Source organism: Microcoleus sp. T2B6 (assembly GCF_036700475.1).
In the GTDB taxonomy this organism is placed as follows: Bacteria; Cyanobacteriota; Cyanobacteriia; order Cyanobacteriales; family Microcoleaceae; genus Microcoleus.
Genome location: NZ_JAUBOZ010000011.1, coordinates 68133 through 88140 on the forward strand (window position 1 = coordinate 68133; position 20008 = coordinate 88140).

The 20008-nt window shown below is 45.7% G+C and carries 15 protein-coding genes and 2 pseudogenes; 13 read left to right on the forward strand and 4 right to left on the reverse strand.

The features are described from left to right. Positions 1-43: 43 nt before the first annotated feature. The 3 genes from QUA00_RS07505 to QUA00_RS07515 all read left to right on the forward strand — a co-directional run bounded on the left by QUA00_RS07505 (position 44) and on the right by QUA00_RS07515 (position 1739). Positions 44-289 carry a type II toxin-antitoxin system HicB family antitoxin gene (locus QUA00_RS07505; RefSeq protein ID WP_015178899.1) on the forward strand — a complete coding sequence of 82 codons (246 nt, stop codon included), beginning with the start codon at positions 44-46 and terminating at the stop codon, positions 287-289. Next, the gene (locus QUA00_RS07510) at positions 289-507 is read left to right on the forward strand and encodes a type II toxin-antitoxin system HicA family toxin (RefSeq protein WP_333102003.1); all 219 of its coding nucleotides are present in this window, start codon (positions 289-291) and stop codon (positions 505-507) included. Before QUA00_RS07505 ends, QUA00_RS07510 begins: the two co-directional genes overlap by 1 nt. A gap of 416 nt (positions 508-923) precedes the next feature. Continuing rightward, positions 924-1739: a hypothetical protein gene (locus tag QUA00_RS07515; protein WP_333409246.1), complete on the forward strand. Its 816-nt coding sequence runs from the start codon at positions 924-926 to the stop codon at positions 1737-1739. Positions 1740-1962: 223 nt separating this feature from the next. Here the strand turns inward: QUA00_RS07515 and QUA00_RS07520 are convergent, their stop codons facing one another. Then, positions 1963-2541, reverse strand: coding sequence for a Uma2 family endonuclease (locus QUA00_RS07520; RefSeq protein ID WP_333409228.1), 579 nt, complete (start codon positions 2539-2541; stop codon positions 1963-1965). A gap of 113 nt (positions 2542-2654) precedes the next feature. Here QUA00_RS07520 and QUA00_RS07525 point away from each other — a divergent pair. The 4 genes and pseudogenes from QUA00_RS07525 to QUA00_RS07540 all read left to right on the forward strand — a co-directional run. Next, positions 2655-2984 (forward strand): annotated as a pseudogene (locus QUA00_RS07525) (Uma2 family endonuclease); the annotation flags it as partial. A 368-nt stretch (positions 2985-3352) separates the two neighbouring features. Next, positions 3353-3844 (forward strand): annotated as a pseudogene (locus tag QUA00_RS07530) (Uma2 family endonuclease); the annotation flags it as partial. Positions 3845-3920: 76 nt separating this feature from the next. After that, on the forward strand, positions 3921-4334 hold the full coding sequence (locus tag QUA00_RS07535) for a nuclear transport factor 2 family protein (RefSeq protein ID WP_333140194.1): 414 nt from the start codon (positions 3921-3923) through the stop codon (positions 4332-4334). A 146-nt stretch (positions 4335-4480) separates the two neighbouring features. Continuing rightward, positions 4481-4969: a hypothetical protein gene (locus QUA00_RS07540; protein ID WP_333409229.1), complete on the forward strand. Its 489-nt coding sequence runs from the start codon at positions 4481-4483 to the stop codon at positions 4967-4969. A 325-nt stretch (positions 4970-5294) separates the two neighbouring features. Here QUA00_RS07540 and QUA00_RS07545 read toward each other — a convergent pair whose 3' ends face one another. The 3 genes from QUA00_RS07545 to QUA00_RS07555 form a co-directional block, all read right to left on the reverse strand. Continuing rightward, positions 5295-5963 (reverse strand): 2OG-Fe dioxygenase family protein, encoded by a 669-nt coding sequence (locus QUA00_RS07545; RefSeq protein WP_333140191.1) that lies wholly within the window; start codon positions 5961-5963, stop codon positions 5295-5297. Between the two features lie 201 nt (positions 5964-6164). Then, entirely contained in the window at positions 6165-6929 is a 765-nt protein-coding gene (locus QUA00_RS07550; protein ID WP_333409230.1) for an aldolase/citrate lyase family protein, read from the reverse strand. Between the two features lie 91 nt (positions 6930-7020). After that, complete coding sequence (locus QUA00_RS07555) at positions 7021-7533, reverse strand: hypothetical protein (protein ID WP_333140187.1); 513 nt, start codon at positions 7531-7533, stop codon at positions 7021-7023. A gap of 161 nt (positions 7534-7694) precedes the next feature. Between QUA00_RS07555 and QUA00_RS07560 the strand changes: the two genes are divergently transcribed. The 6 genes from QUA00_RS07560 to QUA00_RS07585 all read left to right on the forward strand — a co-directional run bounded on the left by QUA00_RS07560 (position 7695) and on the right by QUA00_RS07585 (position 19877). Then, positions 7695-9809 (forward strand): FAD-dependent oxidoreductase, encoded by a 2115-nt coding sequence (locus tag QUA00_RS07560; RefSeq protein WP_333409231.1) that lies wholly within the window; start codon positions 7695-7697, stop codon positions 9807-9809. 292 nt (positions 9810-10101) lie between these two features. Then, a complete protein-coding gene (locus QUA00_RS07565; RefSeq protein WP_333409232.1) occupies positions 10102-15918 on the forward strand; it encodes a HAMP domain-containing protein in 5817 nt (1938 codons plus the stop codon). After that, entirely contained in the window at positions 15899-16150 is a 252-nt protein-coding gene (locus QUA00_RS07570) for a hypothetical protein (protein ID WP_333308046.1), read from the forward strand. The genes QUA00_RS07565 and QUA00_RS07570 overlap by 20 nt, the downstream gene beginning before the upstream one ends. 143 nt (positions 16151-16293) lie before the next feature. Then, positions 16294-17121 carry a protein-glutamate O-methyltransferase CheR gene (locus QUA00_RS07575; protein ID WP_333140179.1) on the forward strand — a complete coding sequence of 276 codons (828 nt, stop codon included), beginning with the start codon at positions 16294-16296 and terminating at the stop codon, positions 17119-17121. Continuing rightward, the gene (locus QUA00_RS07580; protein WP_333308048.1) at positions 17075-17800 is read left to right on the forward strand and encodes a chemotaxis protein CheB; all 726 of its coding nucleotides are present in this window, start codon (positions 17075-17077) and stop codon (positions 17798-17800) included. Before QUA00_RS07575 ends, QUA00_RS07580 begins: the two co-directional genes overlap by 47 nt. Before the next feature lie 7 nt (positions 17801-17807). Continuing rightward, complete coding sequence (locus QUA00_RS07585) at positions 17808-19877, forward strand: response regulator (RefSeq protein ID WP_333409233.1); 2070 nt, start codon at positions 17808-17810, stop codon at positions 19875-19877. Positions 19878-20008 lie beyond the last annotated feature (131 nt).

Here is a 20008-nt window from a genome sequence, read left to right on the forward strand (position 1 = left end):
TCATCCCAATTCGTTTTGTCACCTTAAAGGAGATTGCTTTAATATGTTAACTAAATACATCCAAGCTGCTATGAAGCAAGCTAAGTATGAAATTTTCCCTGATGATGGGACTTTCTACGGAGAAATTCCTATCTGTGAGGGAGTCTATGCAAATGCTGTAAGTCTCGAAGCTTGTCGAGAAGAATTGCAAGAGGTATTGGAAGACTGGATTTTACTTAGTCTCACCCTGAAACTTCCTTTACCTGTCCTTGATAATATCGACCTTACAGTTACCAAGGAAGTTGCCTGATGCCTCCTTTAAAACCCGTCAAACGTCGAGACTTAATTTATTATCTGAAACAACTGGGATTTGACGGCCCCTATTCGGGAAAAAGGCATCAGTTCATGTTGAAAGATAACCTTCGCATTACCATCCCCAATCCTCATCAAGGTGATATCAGTGCCAACTTTTTAGCTAAGATTTTGCGACAGGCTAAAGTTGATATTAGTGATTGGGAGAACCTCTAAACTTGAGAGGGTTTTGTCAATTATATTAAATAAAACGATCGCGCTTCTTCTGCTACTGGAGATGGTAGGGGAGGGGCGAGCGCAATTTGATTACCAACAAAAGTAAGGTGTGTCACCTGCGATAATCGATCGTTTTGGTGAAAAATGGCAAGGTGACGCACCCTACTACTAAAAGACCTATTCTAAAGATGTCTTTGTTTTACTTCTTGACAAAAGCATAAAAACTCGTTAGGATAACTTTTTAGGTAAAAGTTTTATTTAAACCAACAAGGTACAAGAAAAACTCACCCAAAAGTTGGTGTTTTGGCATTTTACAAAAAAAGGAAACAACGACAATGACTATTATCCAAGACGGTGAGTTCAAAGGCGCTATTGTTGGAACCAACGGCAATGACGCAATTCAATAATCTGGAATCATTTTTGGTGTCCAAGGTAACGATACCCTTTCTGGCAATGGTGGTAACGATACCATTTACGCTGGCAAAGATAACGATATCTTGTATGGTGGTGGTGGAGATGATTTTCTCCGCGGCGATCAAGGTAACGATACAATTTACGGCGGTGAAGGTAACGATACCATCTACGGTGGCAAAGGTGACGATTTCATATTTGGTGGTGAAGGTATCAACATTCTTTACGGGAGTAATGGCAGCGATACTTTCAATGTCAAAGCAGGAGATCAACTTCCAGACTACAATCCTGCAGAAGGAGATGTTTTAATCGGTAACTTTTCTGTCGAAAACGGAGTTCTTCAAGCTATAACTACTCCAACTCCCACACCAAGCCCAACGCCTACTCCTACACCCGCTCCGGCTCCGACTCCCACCCCTACCCCTGTGATTCCAAGACAAGATAGCGTTGCTGCTTATTCTAATGGCAGTGAAGTAATAGGAGTAGGTCGCACAGCCCCTCGTAATTCCGAGCTTGCTTCAGAATCTGGATCTGATACTTTGACTGGCTCCGGTAGCAGTATACTTGTAGGCATTGCTGGAGATCCAGATTCATTTGCTGCCAACTTAAACTCGCGGTTAATAGGAGATGCCATCAAAAACTTTGGAACAGAAGATGAAATCCTTCTTCCTAATGTTCTCCAAGGTAAAATCCGAATTGTTTTTTCAACACGTGAGAAGGGATTTATTGTCCAAGGAAACCAAAAAAATTACTTGTTGGTTTCTAACAGTCAAAACAATTTAACTGCAACAACAATAGAACAAGCGATTAAATACATATAGCATCGCATTTCTTTCGTCATCTACTAAATGTGAAAACTCATCTTGTCTCTATTTTAGAAATAAATAGGAGCTAAAATGAAAAAACTCCCTATAGAAATCAATTTATAATTAAAAGCTTGTTTGAATGCCAGCAGTTGTTGTGTTTGGTTTTCTTAAGGGGGCTTTATTGTGTCTTGTAACTTCACCTGCATCAATCAGTTTATATAGTAGCACTTCTCAACTTCTACATCGATCGCATAAAAGCATTAACCGCATCATATTGATCCGCCATCCGCGAATAAAACTCGATCGATCGCAAATCCAACTCCGGCAAAAGTTCGCTCTTACTCACCAACTCATATCCCATTGGACGCAAGCAATAAACCGAAATTACCCCATCCTCCCAAAACCAAACCTCTTGCACACCCACCCGACGATAGATTTCCAGCGTATCAATTCCACCACTCGTCACTGTTATTTCGATCGCCAAATCTGGAACCGACTTGCGCGTACCCAAACAATAAGACTCATCTGGTTCCTTCCGTGCACCTAACTCCTTCATCCCGATAGTTGTACTGCCGCGCCCGTAGAAACGAATGTTCTTCGTCCGCATATAAATCTCTAAAAGCTGATCTAAAGTGTTTCTAGATTCTTCATGTTCCTCAGAAAAAGGAGCCATAATTTCTAAACACCCATCCAAATAAGTTAAGCGCGCCCCAGTTGCCGCCAAATCAGCATCCAACTTTTCCAGAGTCTCCCATGTCACGTTTGAGAGGAAAGCCGCAACTGTACCCAATCCTGCTTTAGAAATTGCGACAACCATCTGAGTTACCTTTTACGATCGCTTTTTTATATTAGCGAATATTAGCTAAAGTTTCAAATCTGATTGCTCTAAAATTTCGCAGTACAATGAACAATAACTGCACGGAAAAGACGATGAACGAGACAATAACTGCTACAGGTCTGCCTCCTGCATTCCCCGACCATACCCAATTGCCAGACGAAGACGGTACATTTGTGAAAAATTTTCAGGAGCATCCCCAGAGCATCATTCTGACAGATTCGATCGGGCCGGTTGTAGAGCGACTGCATCCAGACGGACAATATGCGATCGGGCAAGATTGCGGGATTTACTGGCGAGAAACTGACCCGCCAGAGCGAGGTGCAGAAGCACCGGATTGGTTTTACGTGCCGAATGTACCCGCAACACTCGATGGTTTTCGCCGTTCTTATGTACTTTGGCGGGAACACATGGCTCCGTTCATCACAAATTTGGGTAGAAACCCCGTCCTTTTAGGACGGCTTTATATTAGAATGTAATTGGTCAACGACCCACCCGAGACGATGGATCAAACAGCCTATACGAGCGAAGTTCAGCCCGAGGTGCTGGCGGCGAAGCAAAATCGGTAGACCGGTTCAAGAGGATAGGGCAATGGAAGTCTAACCCTAGAATCAAACCTACGAAGAATTCCGTTTGGTATTCGACACGTAAAAACCGCAGGGCTTGCGGGGTTAGTCTGTGGAGCGAACATAAGACCAAAACTCTTTGAGGGTGGAGGCAGTTGCGAAGAAGCAGAAACTTAAGTCGCGAGGCTTAAGAATCACCGTACCTTCAGGTCGGTGAGTATGTCAATGCTTTAGAATTTGCTAGCGGTAATGGAGAGGAAGAGCGCGATTCCCTTCGGGATAGCTTCGCTTCACGTACTCCGCTTTCTGTGGCGGCCGACGGTACAACAACTAAACCCGGTAAGTTTTGGGTGTACGAGAGAATTATCCGCATCCCTTACTACGGTATTTATGAAATGAGAACTGGCAATTTAGAAGTCTATCACCTGATAGATTTTGGGTATCGAAGGATGGAGCCAAACGAACGCGGTCACTATCCGATTCCTGTACTAGATGTAGAATTGGGACTGTGGCAGGGAAGCTATCAAAATCAAGAACTGCTTTGGCTGCGGTGGTGGGATTCGCAGGGGAATTTGCTGTTAACTGGCTCCGAACAAGTTGAAATTGAGCGGGCTCGAACCGAGAAAGAACGAGAAAGAGCCGAACAAGCAGAGCGAAAAGTTACCCAGTTAGCGGAGCGACTGCGAGCAATGGGAATCGATCCCGATGCTGAGGATTGATATCAAAGTCCCAAAACTATCTCTGTAGCGCGAGCATCCCGCACCTAATCTTTTATAATCACAAAAAACAAAGCTGATGGAAACTAAACCACCTCTACCGCCCTTTACGTTGGAAACGGCTAAAGCCAAAGTTCAAGCTGCTGAAGATGCCTGGAATACCCGCGATCCAGAACGAGTAGCCTTAGCTTATACGGAAGATTCTCAGTGGCGAAACCGTGCCGAATTCTTCAGCGGACGGGAACAAATCAAGGCTTTTTTAAGACGAAAATGGGGAAAGGAACTAGATTACCGTTTAAAGAAAGAACTGTGGAGTTTTACAGAAAATCGGATTTCTGTTCGATTTGAGTATGAGTGGCACGATGATTCTGGCTACTGGTATCGCGCCTATGGTAATGAACAGTGGGAATTTGCAGAAAATGGGTTAATGCGAAGACGTGAAGCTAGTATTAATGATGTTCCGATTCAAGAATCTGAACGGAAGTTTCGATAAGATTTATCTGTGAGTTGTTAGAGGCATTAATAAGGGGGGACTTGCGGGCGGTGAATTTGACTTTTGCAAGAACTCTAGAGAAGTTTATAGAGCATCTGCGATCGTGTAGAATCTTAAAAAACAATTTTAATGGAGTTTTGTTGCAAATGAAAATTTTGGCGATCGAAACACTAATTGTTAGTTCTCTCCTTCTGTCAAACTCATCATTGTCATCTGCTCAAAGTAATCCACAAGGGTCTACAATTCTACCCACAGGAGCTTACTACGCTCAAGGAACAATGTTCAATAACTCCCGTAGAGAGATTGCACATCAAAACAATAGAATCTGCATCAAGATCGTTGATGGCCCTGCAAATCCCTACAAAGGAGTCGAATCTATCACAATTAGCAGCGTGTCTGTTGAAAATGGGAAATACTATATTGATGCAACTGGCACAGAGCTAGTATTAAAAAACAATGGAAAAGCATTCTCTGGCGACATTCGCGGTACATGGGAGTATAGAGGTATCTCGCCCGATCGAAGGAGTCAACCCATACAAGCTCAAAAAATGGCCGAGTGTGTAGCGGCTCAAGGACGATATGTGGAGAAGATGGAAGGAATATCAATTCCAGGAATCGATTTTCCCAAGCATTAACCACGATCGAGATGGGTGGGGGCGCAACCAAAAAGTCATCTGTGGGATGCAGTAATGGGTAATCGGAGTAAGGTGCGCGGCGCGCACCTTATACCAATTTTTTATGAGGTTGCATAGAATCCGATCCCCCCTAGCCAAGAGGGCGGGCACGGGGAGTAGGGGTCGCACCGCCCCTACTAAGGGGGGGACAAGATTCTTCTCAAAGTCAACCCCTACTCCCCAACAATCAGGGGGAGTAGGGGGTATGCGAGGGGGGATCGAGATATGTGCAACTTCACATTAAATTGGTATTACATCATTAGGTTATTCGTCCCAGACTGTATCCTCAATCGGTAAGCAAACTCGGAGAAGTCAGCACAAAGACATCCCTGGTTCCCACTCCTTCAGATTCCGGTTTAATCGGCGTAGTAAAGTGGAAAAACTCGTGGTCGTTAACTAACAGCAATTCTCCCGGATGCAGAATTTTATTAAAAACAGGCTTCTCTCTTTTAGCCAAGTACAAATGCGTTTCCCCGCCGACAATATTAGTTCTGTCCACCGAGAAAATCCCGATAAAGTCAGTACCGTCTTGGTGGATGCCTTCCGGTGCGGGGTTGCCGAAATTGTTTGGCGAACAAGTCGTCCTGATTTGATGGATGCCGATTTCAGCTTCCGGGTGAATTTTGCAGGAATCGAAAAAAGCAAAAATCATCTGTTTGAAATTATCGAGGGCGATTAGTCGATCGTCCAATTCGGCAAATTCCCGCCTGATATCACCCACTAGCGGATTGTATGTTTTGCTTTGAAACAAATAGCCGTGAGGTAACTTAACTAACTCATTTCCGTTGACTGCAAACCGCGATAATCTTCTCGAACGATACTTACCTTTCACATACGGATCGACAGGCATATCGTCAAAAAATTCCTTGAAACCTTCTAGCTTGATCGAGTTTACTTTTTTGAAAGTAAACATGAAAGCATAATCCAAATGAATGGATTCTAATACGGTTTTCATAGATTTTACTCCCTGAAGCCTTGCTCCCCTCCCTAATTTAGCCTGGAGGAGGTGTATGCTTCTACTCTAGCGCAGGTTTTTTGTATGTGTCGTAAAAGACACTACAAAAATTGCAAAGATATCGTAAAGCTTGCAAGATGAATCCGGGGCTGGTTCTTCTTTTAATCCAAAATCCCAAATCTAAAATCTAAAATCTAAAATCTAAAATCGATTGACTCCTTTCACCAGCGACTGACAGGCCCGCAGGAAAACGGCAACATCGACCCCAAGTGCGACGTACTGAACGCCAGCATCAATCCACTGCTGGGCGATTTCGGGGTTTTCGGCAAAAGTACCTGCGGCTTTGCCTGCTTTGCGGATGGTTTGCACTGCCTCCTGCATCATGTCGATGACGCGGGGATCGCGGACTTGGCCGGGAATGCCGATCGACTGCGACAGATCGTAAGGCCCCAGAAAAATCACGTCAACCTCTGGCACAGTAACAATTTCCGCCAGGTTGTCGATGCCAGCTTTGCCTTCGACATGAATCACAACTAAGGATTCTTCGTTGAGTTTGTCGGTGATATTTGTACCTGCGGCGGTGTAAAGTCCCGCCCGCGTAGCGAAGGAAAGGCCTCGCGTGCCCAGAGGACTGTATTTAGCGCTTTTGACAGCGGTTTCGGCATCGATTTTGCTTTCAATTTGAGGTACTTGAACGCCTGCACTGCCGATGTCGAGAGCTCGTTGAATTTGCGGCCCGTCGTTTTTGCGGACGCGAATAATCGGTGCAATTCCAGTGCAGTCGGCGGCGCGACACAAATCTTCAGCAGCAAGCGGGTTCAGGGGCCCGTGTTCCATATCGATAACCGCAAAGTCGAATCCAGCGTGACCGCATATTTCTATGAATGCGGGATAAGCGCAGTTCATAAATAAACCGAGGACTGTTTCGCCTTGTTTAATTTTTTGTTTCAGTTGGTTTTGACGCATGGGTAATCCCGGAAAATTGAGTTTTTTTTAGCGCAGATGAAGCCAGATTGCTTTTAATAATACAGCTAAAATATTGTCGTAATGAATTACTTTAGGTTAACAGAATAGACAAAAATTTTGTAGCTGCTTTTGCTTCTCTCTTAAAGGGAATCAAGCACAAAAGCCAGCCAACAATAAACATTCCTAAGATTGGTAAAAATATGGCTCCCACGGATGGTTCTACTAACCAAGCAAATAAAGCAAACATTCCAATACTGCCAGTTGTCCACAGCCAAAGAATCAGAAGTCCTATAACTGTTTTATGTAAACTCATCCTAATTTTGATGGAACAACCGAATTGTTGAGTATGTATATCTCCTTGTATAATTGGGAACAATAAATGTCTCCCGATGATGATGCGATTGATTTTGAAGGTTTTGCCAGAAATCGTTCCTTCATAGGGTTTCGCAGGTGGCGGGCCAAAGGGTATAATTATTCTAAAAACTTTTGGAGGAGTAACAACTTCGTCCAATCTGCGTAAAACTTCCGAATAAGTCAAACTGGTGGTAATTGTTAAACTCTCAAAAGGAATAAATAACCTAAAAAATTTGACTATTTTGAGCATAATGTTCATCCGGCTGTTCAATAGTTGTTGCTGGTATTAATGCCTCTTCTCTAAAAAAGTTTTCCCTGACAACACCGCGAAATACCAGTATACTGCAAAATAAACATTTAGATGGGATGAGTGTTTTTCGCGCTATGTCAAAATTAATTCCACAATCTCCGATGAAACTTCGACAGGATCTATTTTGGCTCAAAGGTCGATCGATCCTTAGCCTCACCCTCGGCATAATGTCCGCGATTGGGAACATTTCGCCAGTATTTGCCGCACCGGGTCGCAATCCAGACAATGCAGAAACTTGCGACATTCTAGTAGCAGGCGGCGGGCTTGCAGGCGCTGCTACCGCTTACGAAGGTTTGCTGGCGGGGCGCACAGTTTGCCTCACTGAAATTACTGACTGGGTAGGCGGTCAAATTTCTTCCCAGGGAACTTCCGCACTCGATGAAAGAGAGACTCAGCGATCGCTCTTATTTTACCCCCGTGGCTACCTAGAATTGCGGCGGCGGATTAAGGAACATTACGGCCGGCTAAATCCCGGAGGCTGTTGGGTTAGCTATTCGTGTTTCATGCCCTACGACGGTCACAAAATTCTATTTAACATCTTGCAGGATGCCGCTAGAAAAGGCAAAGGCACGCTGAAATGGTTTCCCAATACAGTTATTAAAGAACTAGCAATTACTCCTGCTGTGGCGGGGAATGCGGTTGGTGGTCAACAAATTAAAAGTGCGATCGCCATTCAACACAAACCCGCCGCCAACACCCCGCCAATCAACACCGAAACTCTTTCTCAGACTATCGAAGATGCCTATCGCTACGAAAATTCTCCGCGATTTAACAAAACTATTATTCAGTTTATTCCTAAAGCATCTGGAACCCCCTCTAACCCCAGAAGCGGAGGGAATTCCACAAGTTCCCCCCCTTCTGGCAGTAGGGGGGGTGCTGATTGGTACGTTGTAGATGCCACCGAAACAGGTGAATTGATCGGACTTGCCGATGTTCCCTACCGCCTCGGAATTGACCCGCGTTCCCCTCTCGAACCTTCCTCCGCCAGCCCCACCGGCGACGCTTACTGCACTCAAGGTTTTACCTACACCTTTGCGATGGAGGCAACGAAGGAACCGCAGCAGCATCAAGTGCCGTCTTTTTATCAACAATACGCTCCTTACTACAGTTACGAATTGCAGAGATTGGCGAGCTTTCCCTTAGTTTTCAGCTACCGCCAAATCAGGAGCATGAGACCCGATCAAAAGCGACCTTCCGACCCGAAGCAATACCCGATTTATCCGGGGGATATTTCGATGCAAAACTGGACTTGGGGCAATGACTATCGTCCCGGCAATTCTCAAGATAATTTAATTTACACTCGCGAGCAGTTGCAAGAGTCCGGTCAACTGCAACCGGGGGGATGGATGGGCGGTTTGCGAACGGAAACTTTGCGAAGAGGAGAGGAAAATGCCAAAGGATTTTTCTACTGGCTGGTAACAGGAACTACTGACTCGCAGCTAGGAGATGGAGTGAAAAAGCCTAATCCAAACAATCGTTTTTTGAGCGGTTTGAATTCGCCGATGGGGACGGTGCACGGACTTTCTAAATATCCTTATATGCGGGAGGGCAGGCGTATTATTGGGCGGCCGAGTTTCAATCAGCCTCAAGGTTTTACGGTGTGGGAAATTGATATGTCTCGCACTGACTTTACGGCTGATTTTTATCGCGAGAATTTGTCGGAGGAAGAGTATCGGAAGTTGTGGTTGGCTGTGGGTGGTTTGAATGCGCCGGCTTTGGCTGTGGGAAGTCAATCTGTTGAGGATACAAAATCGCGATCGCGCGCTACGATTTATCCTGATTCTGTGGGTATCGGTCATTATGCGATCGACTTTCACCCCTGCATGACTAACAGTCCGCCGGAAGCACCGGGAAATACCGAACGGGAAGGCACTCGCAAAGGTCAAGGGCAAGCTTATCCCTTCCAAATTCCGCTGCGGGCAATGATTCCTCAGAAAATTGACAATATGTTAGTGGCGGGTAAAAGTATTGCTGTTAGTCACACAGCAGCCGCTGCTTATCGAGTGCATTCTTTTGAATGGTCTGCAGGTGTGGCGGCGGGAGTTACGGCTGCTTTTTCCCTAGAAAAGGGGATTCTCCCTTATGAATTAGTGGACGAATTGCCGTCCCGCGAGCCAAACTTGGAAGTGTTGCAGTTGCGGTTGCAACAAAATGCTAATCCGATCGCCTTTCCGGGTACTTCTATTTTCAATAGTTCGTGGCAAAATTGGAAATAATCGCAGTTGGTAATCTGTAGGGCGGACATCCTGCCCCCCCTACAATAAAATTCACTCTTTGTGGAACAGGGTGGAACAGGCTTTCGGGCCTGTTCCTGACACCCCACAATTAACTCGTTACCAAGAAGAGCCTGCTAACCAGTAGAAAATAACCAGTCACAAAATAGCTGATAAACAGCAATTTGTCATCTATCTTTCAATAGAAGCAATCAGACACTGCTTTAGTTGGATAATATCAATAATCTCAAAAATTTTCCCCCCTTCCCCTTCAAACTCGTCAAAGGTAACGGTCATGTCAACTGCACAGATAACAAGCCCCACTTCCAATAATGGTTATGCCAAACAGTTACTCAGAACCTTAGTGGCCGTCAAAAAAGGGGACTTTTCAGTTCGGATGCCCATAGACCAGACCGGTCTAGCGGGGAAAATTGCTGACGAACTTAACGAAATTATCGAACTCAATGAGAGAATGGCGGCCGAACTCGATCGCATCGGCACAGTTGTCGGTAAAGAAGGCAAAATCGCCCAGCGGGCGACGATCGGCAGCGCCGAGGGGTCATGGGCAGCTAGCGTCAACTCTGTCAATACCCTAATTACAGATTTAGTGCAACCAACCTCTGAAACCGCCAGAGTAATTCGCGCCGTAGCAAAAGGAGATTTATCGCAAACCATCGCCCTAGAAATAGAAGACAGACCCCTCAAAGGAGAATTCCTCCAAACAGCGCAAATTGTTAACACAATGGTAGACCAGTTGAGCTCCTTTGCGTCGGAAGTAACGCGGGTAGCTAGGGAAGTGGGAACCGAAGGGAAATTAGGCGTGCAAGCTGAAGTTAAAGGAGTTGCCGGAACTTGGAAAGATTTAACGGATTCAGTTAACTCGATGGCGGGGAATTTAACAGCCCAAGTCCGTAACATTGCTGACGTGACAACCGCTGTGGCAAATGGCGATTTATCCAAAAAAATTACAGTAGATGTTAAAGGGGAAATTCTCGAACTGAAAAACACGATTAACATCATGGTGGATCAGTTGAGTTCCTTCGCATCGGAAGTAACCAGAGTTGCTAGGGAAGTAGGAACGGAAGGGAAATTAGGGGTGCAAGCTGAAGTGCGGGGAGTTGCCGGAACCTGGAAAGATTTAACGGATTCAGTTAACTCAATGGCCGGCAATCTTACCGCACAAGTACGGAACATTGCGGAAGTGACGACGGCTGTGGCAAATGGTGACTTATCTAAAAAAATTACAGTAGATGTTAAAGGTGAAATTCTGGAGTTAAAAAACACTATTAACATCATGGTGGATCAGTTAAATTCCTTCGCATCTGAAGTAACGCGGGTGGCGAGAGAAGTAGGTTCCGAAGGCAAACTTGGCGGTCAAGCAGAAGTTAAAGGAGTTGCCGGAACTTGGAAGGATTTAACGGATAGCGTTAACTTCATGGCAGGCAGTTTGACAGCACAAGTGCGGAACATCGCTGAAGTGACAACCGCTGTGGCAAAGGGCGATTTATCTAAGAAAATTACAGTAGATGTTAAAGGGGAAATTCTCGAACTCAAAAACACCGTCAACACGATGGTTGACCAGTTAAATTCCTTCGCATCTGAAGTAACCAGGGTGGCTAGGGAAGTGGGAACGGAAGGGAAATTAGGCGTACAAGCAGAAGTGCAGGAAGTTGCAGGAACTTGGAAAGATTTAACGGATTCAGTTAACTCAATGGCCGGCAATTTAACAGCACAAGTCCGCAACATTGCTGAGGTGACGACGGCTGTGGCTAACGGTGACTTATCTAAAAAAATTACGGTACAGGTTAAAGGCGAAATTTTAGAACTGAAAAACACCATTAACGTGATGGTGGATCAGCTTAATTCCTTCGCATCTGAAGTAACCAGGGTTGCTAGGGAAGTGGGTTCGGAAGGTAAACTCGGCGGTCAAGCCGATGTCCGAGGCGTAGCAGGAACTTGGAAGGATTTAACGGATTCAGTTAATTTTATGGCGGGTAGTTTGACAGAGCAAGTACGGAATATTGCTGCTGTTACGACGGCTGTGGCTAATGGCGACTTGTCGAAGAAAATTACTGTAGATGTTAAAGGTGAAATTCTGGAGTTAAAAAACACCGTCAACACGATGGTGGATCAATTAAATTCCTTCGCTTCGGAAGTAACCAGGGTTGCTAGGGAAGTGGGAACCGAAGGGAAATTAGGCGTGCAAGCTGAAGTTAAAGGAGTTGCCGGAACCTGGAAAGATTTAACGGATTCAGTTAACTCGATGGCGGGTAATCTTACCGCCCAAGTCCGTAACATTGCGGAAGTGACAACGGCTGTGGCAAATGGCGACTTGTCTAAGAAAATTACAGTAGATGTTAAAGGGGAAATTCTCGAACTGAAAAACACGATTAACATCATGGTGGATCAGTTGAGTTCCTTCGCATCTGAAGTAACCAGAGTTGCTAGGGAAGTGGGAACGGAAGGTAAATTAGGTGTGCAAGCTTATGTGCGGGGTGTAGGGGGAACTTGGAAAGATTTAACTGATAATGTTAACTTGATGGCGGGGAATTTGACGGCACAGGTGCGGAATATTGCGGAAGTGACGAAAGCGGTGGCAAATGGCGATTTGTCTAAGAAAATTACCGTTGATGTCAAAGGCGAAATTCTTGAACTGAAAGACACTATTAACGTGATGGTGGATCAGCTTAATTCCTTCGCTTCTGAGGTAACGCGGGTGGCGCGGGAGGTGGGAACTGAGGGTAAATTGGGCGGTCAAGCTGAGGTGAAAGGAGTTGCGGGAACGTGGAAGGATTTAACTGACAATGTAAACTCGATGGCGGGCAATTTGACCGCGCAAGTGCGGGGTATTGCTAAAGTTGTGACGGCGGTGGCGAATGGTGATTTGAAGCGAAAATTAATGCTGGAAGCTAAGGGAGAAATTGCGACTCTGGCAGATACGATTAACGAGATGATTGATACGCTGGCGACGTTTGCCGATCAAGTTACTACAGTGGCGCGGGAAGTGGGAATTGAAGGGAAATTGGGCGGTCAGGCGAAGGTTCCGGGTGCGGCGGGGACGTGGCGAGATTTGACGGATAATGTGAATGAATTGGCGGCGAATTTGACTACTCAACTGCGGGCGATCGCCGAAGTGGCAATTGCTGTTACCAGAGGCGATTTAACGAGGTCAATTTCCGTCGCCACTGAAGGAGAAGTTGCCATTGTTAAGGACAACATTAACCAGATGATTGCCAATCTCCGGGAGACGACGCAGAAGAATACTGAGCAAGATTGGCTGAAAACAAACCTCGCTAAGTTCACTCGAATGCTACAAGGTCAGCGGGATTTAGAAACTGTTTCTAAACTAATTCTCTCAGAATTGACGCCGCTGGTATCTGCTCAGCATGGCGTATTCTTTATGATGGAAGCTGTGGAACACGATCCGTTTCTCAAACTGTTAAGTACCTACGCATACCGCGAACGCAAACAGTTAGGAAACCGATTCCATTTAGGCGAAGGTTTGGTAGGACAGTGCGCCCTGGAAAAGGAACGAATCCTGTTGACTGAGGTGCCGGAAAACTACGTTAAAATTGGATCGGGACTGGGAGAATCTACGCCGTTGAATGTCGTGGTTTTACCCGTACTCTTTGAGGGACAAGTGACGGCAGTAATCGAGTTAGCTTCGTTCCGCCGATTCAGCGAAATACACTTGACATTTCTCGACCAACTTACAGAAAGTATTGCCATTGTCTTAAATACAATTGCGGCGAGTATGCGGACGGAAGAGTTGCTGAAACAGTCGCAGTCTTTGGCAGAAGAGTTGCAAACTCAGCAAAAGGAACTAACGGAAACTAACAAGCGTCTCGAACAACAAGCGCAGTCGCTCCGCGCATCTGAGGAACTGTTGAAGAGTCAGCAGGAAGAGTTGCAACAAACGAATGAAGAATTAGAAGAACAAGCTGAATTGCTAGCGCTGCAAAATAAGGAAGTTGAGCGGAAAAACCGAGATATCGAACAGGCGAGGGGGTTGTTGGAAGAAAGAGCGGAACAGTTGGCTCTAACTTCTAAGTATAAGTCGGAGTTTCTGGCAAATATGTCTCACGAGTTGCGAACTCCACTGAATTCGCTGTTGATTCTCGCTCGATTGCTTTCTGACAATACTGAAGGCAATTTGACTCTGAAGCAAGTTGAATACACGCGCACAATTTACTCGGCGGGAAATGATTTGCTGGGGCTGATTAATGACATCTTGGATCTCGCTAAGATTGAATCAGGCACGATGTCAGTGGAAATTGAGCAAGTGTTGTTTACGGACTTGCGAGATCATTTGGATCGAACTTTCCGCCAAATCGCCCAGGATAAGAAGTTGAGTTTTCAATTAGAGCTTGAGGCTGGGTTGCCAAAAGGTCTCTATACTGATGCTAAACGGCTGCAACAAGTTTTGAAGAATCTTCTCTCTAATGCGTTTAAGTTTACAGAACGGGGCGAGGTGAAATTGCGTGTCGAAGTAGCGCGGGCAGGGTGGAATTTAGAAATAGAAAGTTTAACGAGTTCCCCTACTGTTTTGGCTTTCTCAGTTAGCGATACGGGGATTGGGATTTCTGCTGAAAAACACAGGGTTATTTTTGAGGCTTTCCAACAAGCGGATGGTAGCACTAGCCGCAAATACGGGGGCACGGGTTTGGGTTTGTCAATTAGTAGAGAAATCGCTAATCTGTTAGGCGGAGAAATTAAATTGACAAGTCGCCCTGGTGAGGGTAGTAAGTTCACGCTTTATCTGCCGCAAACTTACCAAGAATCGCGAATAATGAAGGATACGGGATCGGGAAGGGGCAAGCAAACGGCTCAATTGCCGGCTGCTATTTCTTCCGCAGTTCCTGCGCCGAATTTCCACTTGCCGATCGCCCCTTATCCATCACCGATTATCGCTGATGACCGAGAAAATATTGAGAGTGACGATCGCGTGCTGTTGATTGTCGAGGATGATGTAAACTTCGCTCGGATTCTGTTGGATATGGCGCAGGAACAGGGTTTTAAAGGTTTGGTGGCTTTGCGGAGCGATATCGGTTTGGCGATGGCGCGAGAGTTCAAGCCAACTGCGATTATGCTGGATCTAAATTTGCCTGTGATGGATGGCTGGACAGTCCTCGATCGCTTGAAGCACGACCCAAGTACGCGCCACATTCCGGTTCACATTGTATCAGTTGAAGAAGGGCGGCAGCGCAGTTTGCAGTTAGGGGCGATCGCCTATTTGCAAAAACCTGTTAGCAGCGAAGCTTTGAGCAAAGCTTTGGCTGATATTAAGGGTTTTGTCGATCGGCGAGTCAAGAATCTGCTAGTCGTGGAAGACGACGAAACGCAGCGTCTGAGCATTGTGGATTTAATCGGCAATCACGATGTTTGTACAACGGCTGTGGGGAGTGGTGCAGAGGCGCTAGTAACTTTAAGATCGGGGCATTTTGACTGCGTTGTACTCGATTTGGGACTGCCAGATATGACTGGTTTTGAACTGATCGAGCAAATCAAGCAAGATGCAATTTTAAAAAGTCTGCCGATTATTATTTATACGGGCAAAGACTTGACGAAAGCCGAAGAAACTCAACTCAAGCGCATGGCGGAAACAATCATTGTTAAAGATGTGCGATCGCCGGAACGTTTGTTAGATGAAACAGCTTTGTTTTTGCACCGAGTCCAAGCAAATTTGCCGGAACCGAAGCGCCAAATGCTAGAGCAATTGTATCAAACCGATTCGACGCTCGCGGGCAAAACAGTCTTGATTGTTGACGACGATATGCGGAATATTTTTGCCCTCACGAGTATGCTGGAGCGCCATAAAATGAAAATTGAGTATGCTGAGAATGGCAGAGAGGGCATTGCTAAATTGCAAAATACGCCTGACATAAATATTGTGTTGATGGACGTGATGATGCCAGAGATGGACGGTTACGAAACAATGCAAGCCATTCGTAAAATGCCTCAATTTGCTTCCTTGCCAATGATTGCTCTTACTGCGAAAGCTATGAAGGGCGATCGGGAAAAATGTATCGAAGCTGGTGCGTCTGACTATATTACCAAACCTGTTGATACGGAACAGTTGCTCTCGCTGCTGCGTGTCTGGCTTTATCGATAATGAAGTCAGTTGTCAGTTGGCAGTTGACTGTTGGCAGTTGTCAGTTGGCAGTTGTCAGTTGGCAGTTGTCAGTTGGCAGTTGGCAGTTGGCAGTTGGCAGTTGGCAGTTGTCAGTTGGCAGTTGTCATTAGTCATTAGTCAACAGTCAACAGTCATTAGTCAACAGTCATTAGTCAGCAGTCAGCAGTTAACAGTGAACAGTCAACAGTCAACAGTGAACAGTGAACAGTGAACAGTCAACAGTCAACCGTCAACAGTGAACAGTCAACAGTGAACAGTCAACAGTTAACAGTCAACAGTTAACAGTCAACAGTCAACAGTGAACAGTCAACAGTGAACAGTCAACAATGCCCAATAACCAATTACCAATTACAAATGTCCGAAAGCCATGAACTTGAAACAATCGAAATTCAACTCTTACTAGAGGGAATGTTTCGCTATTACGGATTTGATTTTCGCAATTATGCTCTTGCCTCTCTCAAGCGCCGTATTTGGAACACTATTCGCTCGGAACGGCTCACCACTGTGTCTGCACTTCAGGAAAAGGTACTTCACAATCCTGCTTACCTAGACCGTTTACTGCTGGACATTTCTGTCAATGTAACGGCGATGTTTCGCGATCCCAGCTTTTACATTAGTTTCAGAAATAAAGTGGTGCCGCTGCTGCGTACTTATCCTTTTATTCGGATTTGGCACGCTGGATGTTCAACGGGAGAAGAAGTCTATTCTATGGCAATCTTGCTGCAAGAAGAAGGACTGTATGACCGTTGTCGGATTTACGCTACGGACATGAATGAATTAGTTTTGAAAACCGCAAAAACAGGGATATTCCGGCTGAAACAAATGCAAGAATATACGCAACTCTACCACCAAGCGGGGGGCACGAAAGCGTTTTCTGAGTATTACACTGCTGCCTATGAAAATGCGATTTTTCGGTCTTCACTTAAAGATAATATTGTCTTTGCTCACCACAACCTAGCAACGGATAATTCTTTTAATGAATTCAATGTTATTTTATGCCGTAATGTGATGATTTATTTCAATTCACACCTCCAAGAGCGGGTACACAAGCTTTTTTATGAGAGCCTGGGAATGTTTGGGGTTTTAGGACTAGGACATCAGGAGTCTCTGACTTTTACACCTTATGAAAAATACTATGAACCAATTGAAAGTAGTGATAAAATCTACCGAAGAGTTAAATAAAAAAAATTTTGAAATAGTGGTTGTTGGCACGTCTTTGGGAGGGCTAGAGGCTCTGACTGTGCTGCTGGCAAATCTGCCACCAACCTTTCCTTTGCCTGTAGTTATTGTCCAACACCGCCATAAGAGTTCTCAGAATAGGCTTACTTATTTTTTACAAAAGCAAAGCTCTCTCCAAATCACAGAGGCCCAAGACAAAGAGCCGATCGCACCGGGACGGGTTTACTTGGCTCCTGCTGACTATCACTTGCTAATAGAATCGCCCTCTGAGGAGGAGTTTAGCCTGCATGAAAACGACTTTACAGAATGGGGGGGCGTGGCAGTGGAGTCAACCCATAATTCAAAATCCCCAATCCCCAATGGCGGAGCTCCTACATTTGCACTATCAACTGAGGGCCCTGTCTCCTACGCGCGGCCCTCAATCGATGTGCTGTTTGAGTCTGCTGCGGATGCCTTTGGGGAGAAAGCGATCGGCATAATTTTAACGGGAGCTAATTCGGATGGCAGTAAAGGGCTGGCAAAAATTAAAGCTGAGGGAGGATTGACATTTGTGGAGGAACCGGCTTCGGCCCTATGCGCGACCATGCCAGCGTCGGCGATCGCAAATGTTGAAGTAGACTGGATTTTACCCCTCTCTAAAATCGCTCCCTGTTTAGTCAACTTGCTAAGAATTAAAGATTAAAAAATTTATGAATCTGCAGTCCCCCCATCGAGTAAATGTCCTTTTAGTTGACGATCGCCCAGAAAATTTGGTAGCTTTAGAAGCTATCCTCAACAGCCCCTCTTATCATCTAGTACAAGCTAATTCGGGCGCGGAGGCTCTGAGATGTCTGCTTAATGAAGATTTTGCGGTAATTTTGCTTGATGTGCAGATGCCGGGAATGGATGGATTTGAGACAGCAACATTGATTCGCTCTAGAGATCGATCGCGCTCGACTCCGATTATTTTTATCACAGCATTCAGCAGTAATGACACTCACGTGTTTAAAGGTTATTCTCTGGGTGCGGTGGATTACCTGTTCAAACCCTTGGAACCGGAAATATTGACCTCGAAGGTGCAGGTATTTGTGGAATTGTTCCAAAAAACAGTCGAGGTGAAACAGCAAGCAACACAGTTAGCTGCTGTTAATAGTGAACTAAGTAAAAGTGAAGAGCGGTTTCGCACTTTGTGTGCTTGTTCGCCGCTGGGAATTTACTTAGCTGACGTTGAAGGCCGCTGTACTTACATCAACCCGCGTTGTCAAGCGATTTGCGGGTTAGCTTTGGACGAAAGCTTGGTAGAGGTTTGGCAGCGGGAAGTTCATCCAGAAGATCGCGATCGCGTAGTAGCAGATTGGTTAGCTTGGATTAAAGAAAGCCAGGAATATTCTAACGAGTTTCGATTAGCTGGTAGCGAAAGTGTGCGTTGGGTTCACGTGCAGTCGTCGCCAATGTTTTCGGATTTTGGGAAACTGATCGGTCACGTGGGCACGGTTAGAGATGTCACAGACCGCAAGCAAGCAGAGGAAGAACGCGGGAGACTAATCCGCGAACAAGTGGCGCGGCAAGAAGCGGAGAGAGCTAACCAGATGAAGGATGAATTTCTAGCTATTCTCTCTCACGAACTCCGCACTCCTTTAAATGCCATTCTCGGCTGGTCTAGGCTGCTTCGTTCCAAAAAATTTGACCAAGACACTATTGAGAAAGCCCTAGAAACAATTGAGCGCAATGCTAAATCTCAAGCGCAACTCATTGAAGATATTTTAGATGTTTCGCGGATTCTGCGGGGCAAACTAAATTTAAATAAGCATCCGATTCGGTTGGAATCTGCGATTAAGCTAGCAATAGATTCTTTGCAGCCGCTGACTGAGGAAAAATCAATAGTCATAGAATTAACGTGCACTCCCAATGTAGGTGAAGTTATCGGCGATCCCGATCGCTTGCAGCAAATTGTGTGGAATTTGCTGTCAAATGCCATTAAGTTTAGTCCGCAAGAGGGTAAAGTAGAGGTGCGGTTAGAGTCAGTTGGAGATGAGGCTCACATTCAGATAATTGATAGCGGCATTGGTATCGCTCCTGATTTTTTGCCTTATGTTTTCGATCGCTTCCGCCAAGCTGATAGCAGCACAACTAGGTCTTACGGGGGTTTGGGACTGGGATTGGCGATCGTCCGTCACTTGGTGGAACAGCACGGCGGTAAGGTGTATGCAGAGAATAATCCGGGCGAGGGTGCGAAATTTACGGTGGCTTTACCTGTTGCACAGAGGAAGACCCAAGGTGCAGGGGATGCTTGGTCGCCCCTCAATGACGCGACAGAGGTTCTCCCCACTCTGGCTAATTTGCAATTGCTGGTGGTGGATGATGACGATGACACGCGGGAGTTTTTGATTGCTTTACTCGAGGATCAGGGAGCTATTGTGCGATCGGCATCATCGGTGGCCGGGGCTCTAGCTGCACTGGAGAGTTATTGGCCGGATGTGCTGCTGAGCGACATTGGAATGCCGGAAGCAGACGGCTATGAGTTGATGGCGCGGGTGAGAGAAATGGAAGTGCTCAGGGGTGGAAAGATGCCTGCGATCGCTCTGACGGCCTACGCCAGAGAGGAAGAGCGCAAGCAAGCGCTGGAAGCTGGTTTCCAGATGCACTTATCTAAACCAGTTGACATAAATAAATTAATTGCCGCAATTGCTAACCTCACAGGAATCCTCGGAAATCCCGATCCAACTCACATCTTGCACGATGCTCAAGAACAGGCAAGATGCCTGTTCCACAAAGATTAGATTTTATTGTGGGGAGTAGGGGTTGGGCAGGAGAGCCCGTCCGTGAAGGCTGATTGACAATAGTGCTATTCGGTGATTTCCAAGGGAATCGGCGGTTAAAACCGCTTTGTTGACCCCCAATCCCGTGCTGA

What these genes read in the sequence shown, in the direction of transcription:
- QUA00_RS07575 (WP_333140179.1), top strand. Translation starts at nt 16,294, where the DNA reads ATGTCCGAAAGCCATGAACTTGAAACAATCGAAATTCAACTCTTACTA.
- QUA00_RS07510 (WP_333102003.1), top strand. Translation starts at nt 289, where the DNA reads ATGCCTCCTTTAAAACCCGTCAAACGTCGAGACTTAATTTATTATCTG.
- QUA00_RS07505 (WP_015178899.1), top strand. Translation starts at nt 44, where the DNA reads ATGTTAACTAAATACATCCAAGCTGCTATGAAGCAAGCTAAGTATGAA.
- QUA00_RS07585 (WP_333409233.1), top strand. Translation starts at nt 17,808, where the DNA reads ATGAATCTGCAGTCCCCCCATCGAGTAAATGTCCTTTTAGTTGACGAT.
- QUA00_RS07555 (WP_333140187.1), bottom strand. Translation starts at nt 7,533, where the DNA reads ATGCTCAAAATAGTCAAATTTTTTAGGTTATTTATTCCTTTTGAGAGT.
- QUA00_RS07550 (WP_333409230.1), bottom strand. Translation starts at nt 6,929, where the DNA reads ATGCGTCAAAACCAACTGAAACAAAAAATTAAACAAGGCGAAACAGTC.
- QUA00_RS07520 (WP_333409228.1), bottom strand. Translation starts at nt 2,541, where the DNA reads ATGGTTGTCGCAATTTCTAAAGCAGGATTGGGTACAGTTGCGGCTTTC.
- QUA00_RS07545 (WP_333140191.1), bottom strand. Translation starts at nt 5,963, where the DNA reads ATGAAAACCGTATTAGAATCCATTCATTTGGATTATGCTTTCATGTTT.
- QUA00_RS07580 (WP_333308048.1), top strand. Translation starts at nt 17,075, where the DNA reads ATGAACCAATTGAAAGTAGTGATAAAATCTACCGAAGAGTTAAATAAA.
- QUA00_RS07560 (WP_333409231.1), top strand. Translation starts at nt 7,695, where the DNA reads ATGAAACTTCGACAGGATCTATTTTGGCTCAAAGGTCGATCGATCCTT.
- QUA00_RS07565 (WP_333409232.1), top strand. Translation starts at nt 10,102, where the DNA reads ATGTCAACTGCACAGATAACAAGCCCCACTTCCAATAATGGTTATGCC.
- QUA00_RS07540 (WP_333409229.1), top strand. Translation starts at nt 4,481, where the DNA reads ATGAAAATTTTGGCGATCGAAACACTAATTGTTAGTTCTCTCCTTCTG.
- QUA00_RS07535 (WP_333140194.1), top strand. Translation starts at nt 3,921, where the DNA reads ATGGAAACTAAACCACCTCTACCGCCCTTTACGTTGGAAACGGCTAAA.